This is a genomic window from Sphingobacteriales bacterium (genome assembly GCA_012517435.1).
Classification (GTDB): Bacteria; Bacteroidota; Bacteroidia; order CAILMK01; family JAAYUY01; genus JAAYUY01.
Genome location: JAAYUY010000191.1, coordinates 1 through 9,774, shown reverse-complemented (window position 1 = coordinate 9,774; position 9,774 = coordinate 1). Strand labels below are relative to the sequence as shown.

The 9,774-nt window shown below is 39.8% G+C and carries 10 protein-coding genes; 6 read left to right on the top strand and 4 right to left on the bottom strand.

Features of this window, described 5'->3' with window-relative positions; all coding sequences use genetic code 11:
- Nucleotides 1–87: 87 nt before the first annotated feature.
- Together hpt and GX437_10810 are read left to right on the top strand one after the other, a co-directional pair.
- Nucleotides 88–624, top strand: a complete 537-nt coding sequence (gene hpt / locus GX437_10815) for a hypoxanthine phosphoribosyltransferase (protein ID NLJ08152.1) — start codon at nucleotides 88–90, stop codon at nucleotides 622–624.
- Nucleotides 625–672: 48 nt separating this feature from the next.
- Nucleotides 673–1,464 (top strand): M48 family metalloprotease, encoded by a 792-nt coding sequence (locus GX437_10810; protein NLJ08151.1) that lies wholly within the window; start codon nucleotides 673–675, stop codon nucleotides 1,462–1,464.
- Nucleotides 1,465–1,533: 69 nt separating this feature from the next.
- On the opposite strand, the gene GX437_10805 is transcribed toward GX437_10810, so the two are convergent.
- Nucleotides 1,534–2,067 (bottom strand): RNA methyltransferase, encoded by a 534-nt coding sequence (locus tag GX437_10805; protein ID NLJ08150.1) that lies wholly within the window; start codon nucleotides 2,065–2,067, stop codon nucleotides 1,534–1,536.
- A gap of 162 nt (nucleotides 2,068–2,229) precedes the next feature.
- Here GX437_10805 and mutS point away from each other — a divergent pair, with 162 nt between their 5' ends.
- Nucleotides 2,230–4,800: a DNA mismatch repair protein MutS gene (gene mutS, locus GX437_10800; protein ID NLJ08149.1), complete on the top strand. Its 2,571-nt coding sequence runs from the start codon at nucleotides 2,230–2,232 to the stop codon at nucleotides 4,798–4,800.
- A gap of 75 nt (nucleotides 4,801–4,875) precedes the next feature.
- Here mutS and GX437_10795 read toward each other — a convergent pair whose 3' ends face one another.
- From GX437_10795 to folP, 3 genes are all read right to left on the bottom strand, one after another.
- Nucleotides 4,876–5,403: a hypothetical protein gene (locus GX437_10795; GenBank protein NLJ08148.1), complete on the bottom strand. Its 528-nt coding sequence runs from the start codon at nucleotides 5,401–5,403 to the stop codon at nucleotides 4,876–4,878.
- 92 nt (nucleotides 5,404–5,495) lie between these two features.
- The gene (locus GX437_10790) at nucleotides 5,496–6,296 is read right to left on the bottom strand and encodes a TIGR00159 family protein (GenBank protein NLJ08147.1); all 801 of its coding nucleotides are present in this window, start codon (nucleotides 6,294–6,296) and stop codon (nucleotides 5,496–5,498) included.
- Between the two features lie 41 nt (nucleotides 6,297–6,337).
- Nucleotides 6,338–7,114, bottom strand: a complete 777-nt coding sequence (gene folP, locus GX437_10785) for a dihydropteroate synthase (GenBank protein NLJ08146.1) — start codon at nucleotides 7,112–7,114, stop codon at nucleotides 6,338–6,340.
- A 107-nt stretch (nucleotides 7,115–7,221) separates the two neighbouring features.
- Between folP and GX437_10780 the strand changes: the two genes are divergently transcribed.
- From GX437_10780 to GX437_10770, 3 genes are all read left to right on the top strand, one after another.
- Nucleotides 7,222–7,776, top strand: coding sequence for a DUF1599 domain-containing protein (locus GX437_10780; GenBank protein ID NLJ08145.1), 555 nt, complete (start codon nucleotides 7,222–7,224; stop codon nucleotides 7,774–7,776).
- The gene (locus GX437_10775; protein NLJ08144.1) at nucleotides 7,763–8,890 is read left to right on the top strand and encodes a DoxX family protein; all 1,128 of its coding nucleotides are present in this window, start codon (nucleotides 7,763–7,765) and stop codon (nucleotides 8,888–8,890) included. The genes GX437_10780 and GX437_10775 overlap by 14 nt, the downstream gene beginning before the upstream one ends.
- A 78-nt stretch (nucleotides 8,891–8,968) precedes the next feature.
- The coding region (locus GX437_10770) for a S46 family peptidase (GenBank protein NLJ08143.1) at nucleotides 8,969–9,774 on the top strand (806 nt) is incomplete at its 3' end.

Genomic DNA, 9,774 nt, shown 5'->3' with positions numbered 1-9,774 from the left:
TGTTTGGTTTTTCTTAAGCTTCTTTCATTATAATTGCCAGTTAAAATGTTTAGGTTATTTTTGCAGTAAATATAATCATTAACTTCAATGAGTCAGACCATTCAGATAAAAGATAAGCTTTTTGGGTTATATCTCCCGGAAAGTAAAATTCAGGAGAGAATAACTTCCCTTGCCAGCCAGTTAAATAAAGAGTATCAGGATAAAAATCCTGTCTTCATCAGCATTTTAAACGGAAGTTTCTTTTTTGCTGCCGATTTGCTGAAAAACTTCAATTCAGCATGTGAAATTACCTTTGTCAGGCTTGCCTCCTACAAAGGTTTAGGTTCCACCGGAAAAGTGAAAATACTGCTTGGCCTCATGCAAAATATCAAAGATCGACATGTCGTCATTATAGAGGACATTGTTGATTCCGGCAGAACAATGGTTCAGATGCTTGGACTGCTCGAAAATCACCAGGCGAAAAGCATTAAGGTTGCAACCCTTCTGCTGAAGAAAGAAGCACTCGTTGAAGACATTGAACCTGATTACGTTGGGTTTGAAGTTCCCAATAAGTTTCTTGTTGGTTATGGTCTCGATTACGATGAAGCCGGCAGAAACCTAAGGGATTTATACATCCTGAAATAACCGGATGAATGGCATTATAATTGACAATATGACCAAAAATTTAATAAAATGAAACATTTCGCAGCTATTATTCCGATTCTGATAGGAGCAGTTTTATTGATGAGTTCATGTAAAGATAAACCAGTTAACATCTTTACCATTGAAGACGACAAAGCACTTGGGCTTCAGATTAGTGAAGAAATTGCGAATGATACCAATTACAAAATCCTTGATGAGAGCAAGTATCCTTCTGCTTATCAGCATCTTAGAAGAATCAGGGATAGTATTCTGGCATCCGGTCAGGTGCCACATGCCACTGATTTTGTCTGGGAATGTAAGATTCTGGATGATACTGTTTTAAACGCATTTTGTACACCGGGAGGGTATATTTATGTGTACAAAGGGATTATTCAGTTCTTAGACAATGAATCACAGTTTGCAGGAGTTTTAGGACATGAAATGGCTCATGCCGCCCGCAGGCACAGCACCCAGCAACTCACTCAGGCTTACGGAGTTTCTGTTTTGCTGAGTGTTGTACTGGGAGATGATCCGGGTTTACTCGCACAGATCACTGCCCAGCTGGTCATGCTTGCCTTCAGTCGAAGCCATGAAAATGACGCAGATGCTGAATCAGTAAAATATTTATATTCAACCACCTATGATGCACGTGGTGTGGCCGGCTTTTTTGAAAAACTTCAGACGGCTCAAAGTGGGGGCTTATCCATTCCGTTTTTAAGCACTCACCCAAGTGATGAAAAGAGGATTGAAAATATTAATGCCAAATGGACTGAACTGGGTGGCAAAACAGGACAACTTTACGAAACCAGTTATCAGGCTTTCAAGAACAGTCTTCCAAAGTAAGATATTTCATCACAACAGTTTTTCCCCGTCATAATTACCTGATTTTCAAGAAAGAAAATATTCAGGCGGCTAAGCCTCTATAAATCTCATCCCGAAATGATATAGTACAATCCCGGCCGCCACACTTATATTGAGTGAATGCTTGGTCCCGAACTGAGGAATTTCAAGGCATATATCCAACATACCGAGGATATCATCAGACAATCCACTTGCTTCATTTCCAAAAATGATGGCGTATGAAGACTGAATATCGACATCAAATCCGCTGATTACGATAGCATTATCTGTCTGTTCGACTCCAACTATCAGATCGACTTCCTGCCGGATTTGCATGAGTGCCAGACGGGTTTCAGAAAAATATTCCCAGCTGACAGTATTTTCAGCACCAAGAGCAGTTTTATGAATTTCACGATGAGGCGGGCAGGCTGTAATGCCACACAACACAAGTTTTTTCACACGAAAAGCATCACAGGTACGAAATACTGCCCCGACATTATACATGCTTCTGACATTATCGAGGACGACAACAACTGGAATTTTTTCAGTTTTAGCAAACTCTTCAGGCCTGAGCCTGTTCAACTCCTCCATTGTCAATTTTCGCATAAAAAGAGACTTTCAAATAATCGGTAAAGATAAATGGACAAAGATGAAAGGTAAAATAATTCTCAGGGTTAACTTTGTCAACAGTAAAAAAGCCGTTGAATGCTGTAAAATCAAAAAAAGCAAAAGTGCATGAACCGAAAACCAGTAGAAGAAACGCCATTGATGAAACAATATTTCAGCATAAAAGCGAAATATCCGGATGCACTGTTGCTTTTCAGAGTAGGAGATTTTTATGAAACCTTCGGGGAAGATGCCATCAAAACATCCAGAATATTAGGCATTGTTTTGACAAAACGATCTAATGGCTCGTCAAATATTGAACTGGCCGGATTTCCTTTTCACAGTCTCGACACCTATTTACCAAAACTGGTTAAATCGGGGCATCGGGTTGCCGTGTGCGAACAACTCGAAGACCCTAAACTGGCAAAAAAAATTGTCAAACGTGGTATAACAGAACTGGTAACCCCCGGCACAACTGTCAGTGAAAAAATAATAAATCATAAAGAAAACAACTATTTATCAGCCCTGCATTTTGGGGATAATAACATTGGCATCGCATTTCTGGACGTCTCGACAGGAGAATTCCTTGTCGCTGAAGGAGATGTCGATTACATTGAAAATCTTTTAAATACATTCAACCCTTCCGAAATTATCTACTCCAAGGCAAAACAAAAACAATATCAGGAATATTTCCCTTCCAAGCGATATACCTTTTTACTTGAAGACTGGCTTTTCAGCTATGATTTTGCCTCTGAAAAACTGTTAAATCACTTTAATGTCAAAAGTTTTAAGGGTTTTGGCATTGAAAGTTACCGGACCGGCATCAGTGCTGCGGGTGTTATCATACATTATCTGGCAGAAAACAAATATGATTACCTGAACCACATCACTAAAATCAGCAGGATTGAAAAAGACAAATATATCTGGTTAGACAAATTTACCATCCGCAATCTTGAACTGCTTCATCCGTTGCATCCGGAAGGAAAAGCACTGATTGACATCATCGACAACACTTCCACTCCCATGGGAAGCCGTTTGTTGAAAAAGTGGATATCACTTCCACTGAAAGATATCCAGAAAATCAATGAGAGGCTTGATATTGTCGAGATTTTACTAAAAGACTACGAAACCACTGAAAAGATTACCTCTGTTTTAAGCAGGACAGGTGACCTCGAACGCCTGATTTCCCGTGCAGCCTTGCGAAAAATCAATCCGCGTGAAGTCAAATATATTGAAAAGGCACTTCAGTGTATTGAAGAAGTCAGGAATTTACTGAAACAGTCTCAGAAAGAACAACTTGCATTGATATCAGACAAACTGAATCCCTGCCCTGCCCTGCAGGATAAAATAAACAAAACGCTGGTTGATGATCCGCCTGTAACACCGGGAAAATCAGAACTCATCAGGCAGGGGACAGATGCAGAACTGGACGAATTACGAAGCCTGAAATCTTCCTCAAAAGACTATCTGGTAAAACTGCGTGAAAATGCCATTCGCGAAACCGGTATTACGTCCCTCAAGATTGGGTTCAATAATGTTTTCGGATATTATCTGGAGGTTACAAATGCTCATAAAGACAAGGTTCCTCAGGAATGGATGCGAAAACAGACACTCGTCAGTGCAGAGCGCTACATCACCGAAGAGCTGAAGGTCTTTGAAGAAAAAATACTGACTGCTGAGGAAAAAATCAACGAAATAGAAGCCCGTATATTCAATGAGCTTGTCATGGAAATAGCGGGATATGTATCAGCCATACAACAAAATGCGGCAGAGCTTGCCCGTCTTGACTGTCTGTGTTCCTATGCCCACACGGCCCAAAACAATAAATATGTCAAGCCTGTGGTAGATGCAGGCCTGTCAATTGATATCCGTGATGGCCGCCATCCTGTAATAGAGAAGTGCCTCCCCGTTGAAGAGCAGTACATTCCCAATGATCTTTATCTGAACAACAAAAACCAGCAGATTATCATACTGACAGGCCCGAATATGTCAGGAAAATCAGCCATTCTGAGGCAAACAGCCCTCATTGTACTGATGGCTCAATGCGGGAGTTATGTCCCGGCAAGCTCAGCCAAAATCGGATATATTGATAAACTGTTTACCCGTGTCGGAGCTTCCGATAATATTTCATTAGGCGAATCTACTTTCATGGTCGAAATGATGGAAACTGCCAGCATTTTAAACAACATTTCTGAAAGAAGCCTGATTTTACTGGATGAAATCGGAAGAGGAACAAGCACCTATGACGGCATTTCCATCGCATGGGCTATAACGGAGTTTCTGCATCAGAATCCCTATGCACCAAAGACTGTTTTTGCCACCCATTATCACGAATTAAATGAGATTTCTGCCACCCTGCCACGAGTCAGAAACTTTAATGTAAGCGTTAAAGAGTATAAGAATAAGATTATTTTTCTAAGGAAACTTCAACCCGGTGGAAGCGAACATAGCTTTGGAATCCACGTGGCTCAGATGGCAGGAGTGCCCCCGGTTATAGTCAAAAGAGCCTCTGTAATCCTTGAAGAGCTGGAGAAGCAAAGAGTCAACATGAAGAATGAGCAGGCTGTTTCCGGCACTCCGGTCAGTATTCAGCTTAAACTTTTTGATGTGTCAGATCCTGTACATGAAAGGATTAAAAATGAGCTGAACAAGATTGACATCAATGCCATCACCCCCATTGAGGGACTGATGAAACTGAATTATCTGAAAAACCTGCTGAAAAAAGAAAATTAATTCCTGTCCTGAATTCAGGCTGTTTGCCCGATCTTCCTTTAGCTTAAATCAACTGATAAGGAAAAGCTGAAAATATTACAGGTCTTTGGTCAGATCAACCTCAACAGTTTCACCCAGATAACTGTAAATCAATGTGATTTTACTTTTGAAGATATCTCCTTCCCTGTAAGATGAGAAGGAATAAACGAGGTTGACGAGTTTACCTTTCCAAATCATTTCAGAAGTATAGGAATAACCGCTTGATGAACGGTGATAGGTATAACGTCCGTAATTTTTCAACAAAGCATTATAGATGGATTCATTTTTCTGCCGCTCTGTATCGTCCACCTTAACAATGATTTTCACCAGATTATCACTTTTGAAAAATAATTCGATGCTTTCAACTTCCCAGTTTCCGATCTTGACGGTTTTTATATTGGTCAGCTTATATCTTCCTTCCTCGATTTTGACAGGGTTATAGGAGTTGTAACTACTCAGTGGTGTGTTAAACTTAAAATTCTGAAATCCAAATTTCTGATCCAGTGCTTCGGTTGTCTGCCCCAAACTAAACAATGGATAGCCAAACAACAGGAACATCCACAAAAGTGTTGAAAATCTAAACATCTGTGTAATTTTAAACTTTATTACTGCGTGCAATATTAAACATGTATTTTTAATGAACAATAAGTGAACGTACCTATTCAATAATTATTGTGTTAAAAATTCTCAAGTGAGCTGATATAATTTTTGTCGAGTATCTCACGGAGCGTTTTCAGTCCGATATTGTATTGAAGCTGACCGTTGATGGCTACTGAAATACTGCCATTTTCTTCTGAAACAATGATGGCAATGGCATCACTCTGTTCCGAAATACCAACTCCGGCCCGATGTCTGAGGCCAAGGTGGTCGGGAAGTTTATTATTTTCAGAGACAGGAAGAATACAGGAGGCAGCTTTGATTTTATTGCGTGCAATGATTACTGCACCATCATGCAAAGGACTGGTTTTGTTGAAGATAGATTCAAGAACCTTGGCACTCATTTCAGCGTCTATCAGCACCCCTGTCGAAGCAAAACCTCGCAGTTCTGTTGATTTTGTTACAACTATCAGTGCACCTGTCAGTTTTTTTGACAAAACAGCACAGGCTTTCAGAATTTCATTATAATTCAGACTTACCGACTGGTTCATCTTCCACTTCCATGGGGCAAAACCTTTCAGCGAAAAACTCTTTACAAACAAATTTCCCTGTCCTATGATCAAAAGAAACTTCCTGATTTCCTGCTGAAAAACAATCAGTACCAACAAAACACCCACACCAAGAAATTGACCGAGGATTGCTTGTAAAAGCTTCATATTCAACGCCTTGACAATAATCCAGATAAAATAAATTGAAAACAAACCGATCAGAATATTGGCTGCAATGGTTCCCTTCAGCAAACGATACAGGAGAAATATCAGCAGGGCAACAAGAAAAATGTCTATGATGTCAACAACCTGTAATTTCAAAAAATCAAAAATGAAAAGTAACACTGTATTGGGGTTTGTTATTCTGAATCCATTTATTTTTGACTGAACAAATTTATCAATTTTATTGTTTCAACAGCCTCTCTGACATCATGAACCCTTAAAATATTCGCCCCATTCAGCAATGCTATTGTGTGAAGCACCGTTGTTCCGTTCAAAGCCTCTTCAGGATTAATTTCAAGAGCCTTATAAATCATTGATTTTCTTGAAACACCAATCAAGACAGGCAGATTGAACATCCGAAACAGGGAAAGATTTTTTAACAGGGTATAATTGTGCTGAAGTGTTTTTCCAAAACCAAAACCCGGGTCAATGATGATATCTGTAATACCTTTCTGATGTAAAAAAAAGATTTTATTCTCAAAATATTGCAGAAGCTCAGTAGTAACATCCTGATAATCAGGGTTATTCTGCATATCAGAAGGCATGCCTTTTTTATGCATGATGATATAGGGAATTCCTTTTTCTGAAACAAAATCAATCATTTCGGGATCAAACTCTCCGGCACTGATGTCGTTGACAAGGGCTGCACCAGCTTCAACAGCCATTTCGGCTACCTTTTTTCGCATGGTGTCAATTGAAACAGGAACTTCGGGGAACCTCCGGCATAACTGATAAAGGGGTTCGACCACCCTGTCTATTTCTTCAATTTCAGAAATGACAGAAGCCCCGGGCCTTGTCGAACATCCACCCACATCGAGCATGAATGCCCCTTCATGGATATGCTTTTCGGCCAGTTTCAGCATTTCATCTGTGTTTCTGAGCCTCCCCCCATCATAAAATGAATCGGGTGTCAGGTTGATAATCCCCATGACCGATGGCAGGGGAATTTCTATCACTTTTCCCTTAAAATATAAGGTTTTTTTCGTTTCCATTAACTTCATGAGTTTTATTTTTGCACTTCCATAAATTTAAACCTGTGTCGGAAAAAACAAATTTACAATATCAGACTGAAGCGGCAAACGTAAGGAAAATTTTTATTAATAAAAACAAAGATTACGGGAACTCCTGGAAAATCATGCGAATCCCCAGTCTGATCGACCAGATTTATATTAAGGCCGACCGCATCAGGAACATTGAAGACGGTACCATTCCTCAGGTGGAAGACGACCTCGCAACGGAATATATCGGGATAATCAATTACTGTATTATTACCCTGATTCAACAGGAAATAAAAAAGCAAGGAACTGATATTCAGACATTTGACGAATTACTGACCAGATACGACTTTTATCTCAGGGAAGCCCATGAGCTGATGAAGAAAAAAAACCATGACTACGGAGAAGCCTGGCGAAACATGTACATTACTTCATTTACCGACCTGATTCTTGCCCGTATTCTTCGCATAAGACAAATACTTGTAAATCAAGGAAAAACATTGGTTTCTGAAGGACTTGAAGCCAATTTGTACGATATGATAAACTATGCTTTTTTTGCACTGATAAAACTCAAGGAAAAAAATGAAAACAGGTAGAATAATTTTAACGATAAGCCAGATCATTATCGGATTGACATTTATTTTTTCAGGCTTTGTCAAGGCCGTTGATCCGATGGGAACCATGATAAAGGTTGACGAATACCTTATCGCCTTCAATATGGAATGGCTGAAAAGCATTTCGGTTGTGCTGGCTGTTCTGCTGTGTTCTTATGAATTTCCGCTTGGAGTATCCATCCTGCTCGGACTGAAAGGCAGGCTGATGTCGTGGCTTTTATTGCTGATCATGTCTTTTTTTACCGTTTTGACATTCTATCTGGCAATTGAAAATCCGGTCAGCGACTGCGGTTGTTTTGGCGATGCCATTAAACTGACCAACTGGGAAACTTTCTATAAAAACATTTTCCTGATGATTCCCACACTCATCATATTCTTCAAAAAAAATCAAATCAGGCCGTTTTTACGCGCTGAATGGTTTTTTACCTTTGCAAGCCTGCTGGCTATCATTCTTTTATGCATTTTCTCCCTGATGTATCTGCCACCGATCGACTTCCTTCCTTTTAAAAAAGGAACTGACATTACCGAAAAAATGACCATACCTCCCGGGAAACATGGTCCCGTTTACGAAACAGTTTTGATTTATAAAAACTCAGAAACAGGAAAAATTCAGGAGTTTGATATTGATAACATCCCGATGGATGAAAAATGGCAATGGCAGGAAACCAGAAACAAACTCGTTAAAAAAGGCTACGTACCTCCCATTAAAGATTTTATTTTCACCGATTCCTCAGGACAAAATATGGCAGAAAAATTTCTGCAGCAAAACGGATATAAACTACTGGTCATTTACCACGAAATAGGGGAACAAGATCCCAACAACCAGAAGAAAATCAATGAATTGTGTAAGCAAATAAATCACGATGGCAATGTAACCATTTATGGCATCACCTCAACTTCCAACCAGCTTTTGGGAAATTTCTTCAAAAAATGGAATCCCCCCTATCCCATCTATCATGCTGATATTGTTTTGCTTGAAATGATGATACGCTCCAATCCGGGGTTAATCCTGTTTAAAGACAATGTCATCATTGCCAAGTGGCCATGGCGAAAAGTACCCGACTGGGAAAAATTCAGTAAAACCTTATACAAGTAACATATCTTCATTTTTAACGTCATGGACTAAATTGCTTATTTTTGCCACTCAATTGATTAACAATTAAAACTCAGTAATATGAAAAAAACAGTTTTATCCTTATTAATTTCTATTTTTCTCAGTTCAGCCGTTTTTTCAGGTGGATTTCCATATCCCCGGCCCGATGAAGGGATGTGGTTACCCTTATTGATAGAAAAGCTCAACTATGCCGATATGCAGCGACTGGGGCTGAAAATTACGGCAGAAGACATATACAGTGTCAATCATTCGAGCCTCAAGGATGCCATCGTGGTTTTCGGAGGTGGATGTACGGGTGAAATTGTCAGTCCGGAAGGCCTCCTGCTGACCAATCATCATTGCGGTTACGGACAGATTCAGGCACACAGCACTGTTGAACACGACTACCTGACCAATGGTTTCTGGGCTAAAAGCAAGGATCAGGAATTGCCAAACCCCGGACTAACCGTTAAATTTCTGGTCAGAATGGAAGATGTCAGCGATATTGTGTTAAAAGATGTTGATGATGGGATGACAGAAACTGAAAGAAACAAAATTATCATGACCAACATTTCCAAAATTGAAGCTGACGCAAAGGCTACCGGAAATTTTGTGGTCAGTGTAAAAAGCTTTTTCGCAGGGAATAAATTTTATCTGCTGGTATATGAAGAATACAAGGATGTGAGGCTGGTTGGTGCTCCGCCCTCCTCTATCGGGAAATTCGGAGCCGATACCGACAACTGGATGTGGCCACGCCATACAGGAGATTTTTCCATTTTCAGGGTTTATACTGATAAAGAAGGAAAACCAGCAGAATATTCCCCCGACAACATTCCTTTAAAACCAAAAAAATACCTCAACATCTCATTAAAAGGTTACAAGGAAGG

What these genes read in the sequence shown, in the direction of transcription:
- hpt (NLJ08152.1), top strand. Translation starts at nt 88, where the DNA reads ATGAGTCAGACCATTCAGATAAAAGATAAGCTTTTTGGGTTATATCTC.
- GX437_10810 (NLJ08151.1), top strand. Translation starts at nt 673, where the DNA reads ATGAAACATTTCGCAGCTATTATTCCGATTCTGATAGGAGCAGTTTTA.
- GX437_10805 (NLJ08150.1), bottom strand. Translation starts at nt 2,067, where the DNA reads ATGCGAAAATTGACAATGGAGGAGTTGAACAGGCTCAGGCCTGAAGAG.
- mutS (NLJ08149.1), top strand. Translation starts at nt 2,230, where the DNA reads ATGAAACAATATTTCAGCATAAAAGCGAAATATCCGGATGCACTGTTG.
- GX437_10795 (NLJ08148.1), bottom strand. Translation starts at nt 5,403, where the DNA reads ATGTTTAGATTTTCAACACTTTTGTGGATGTTCCTGTTGTTTGGCTAT.
- folP (NLJ08146.1), bottom strand. Translation starts at nt 7,114, where the DNA reads ATGGGGATTATCAACCTGACACCCGATTCATTTTATGATGGGGGGAGG.
- GX437_10775 (NLJ08144.1), top strand. Translation starts at nt 7,763, where the DNA reads ATGAAAACAGGTAGAATAATTTTAACGATAAGCCAGATCATTATCGGA.